Raw genomic sequence first — 558 nt, 5'->3', positions numbered from 1 at the left:
GCTCGTGCGGGTAGGTCTTCAGCACGCGATCGGGGTCGCGGATCTGCACCTCGTCGAGCAACTGGCGAATTCGGGTATCGGCCCTCTCACCGCTCCAGCCCAGGATGCGCACCAGCCGGTCGGTCATCTGCGAGCCGATGCGCCGCGACGGGTTGAGCGCGGTCAGCGGATCCTGCGGGATCAGCGCCGTGCGTGCGCCGATCAGCGTGCGCCGCGCCTTCGGCTGCAGCTTGCCAAGGTCTTCGCCTTCGAGCCGCATGTCGCCTTCGACGATGCGTACGCTCGACGGCAGCACACCGAGCACCGCCTTGCCGATCATCGTCTTGCCGGCACCGCTCTCGCCGACCAGCGCACGCACYTCGCCGGGYTGRACGGCAAGCGACACCGAGCGCAGCACRCGCTGGCCGTTSGGCAGCACGGCGCTCAGATCCCGGATGTCGAGGCAGGCGCTCATCGCAGCACCGGATCGAAGCGCGTCTTCAACGCCTCGCCGAACTGGCTGAACGACAGCACGGTCAGGATCAGCGTGATCAGCGGGAACACCAGTACCCACCAGGC

1 protein-coding gene and 1 pseudogene are annotated in these 558 nt (G+C 68.0%); both read right to left on the bottom strand.

Going from position 1 to position 558, the window contains the following annotated elements:
• A partial coding sequence (locus AC1D0I_RS32925) for an ATP-binding cassette domain-containing protein (RefSeq protein WP_477400239.1) occupies positions 1-454 on the bottom strand: 454 nt, incomplete at its 3' end.
• Positions 451-558 (bottom strand): annotated as a pseudogene (locus AC1D0I_RS32920) (ABC transporter permease); the annotation flags it as partial. The gene AC1D0I_RS32925 and the pseudogene AC1D0I_RS32920, both read right to left, overlap by 4 nt.

This window comes from Mesorhizobium sp. P2_D1 (genome assembly GCF_056404455.1).
The sequence above is the reverse complement of the archived record's forward strand: the minus strand, read 5'-3'. Positions and strand labels throughout refer to the sequence as shown.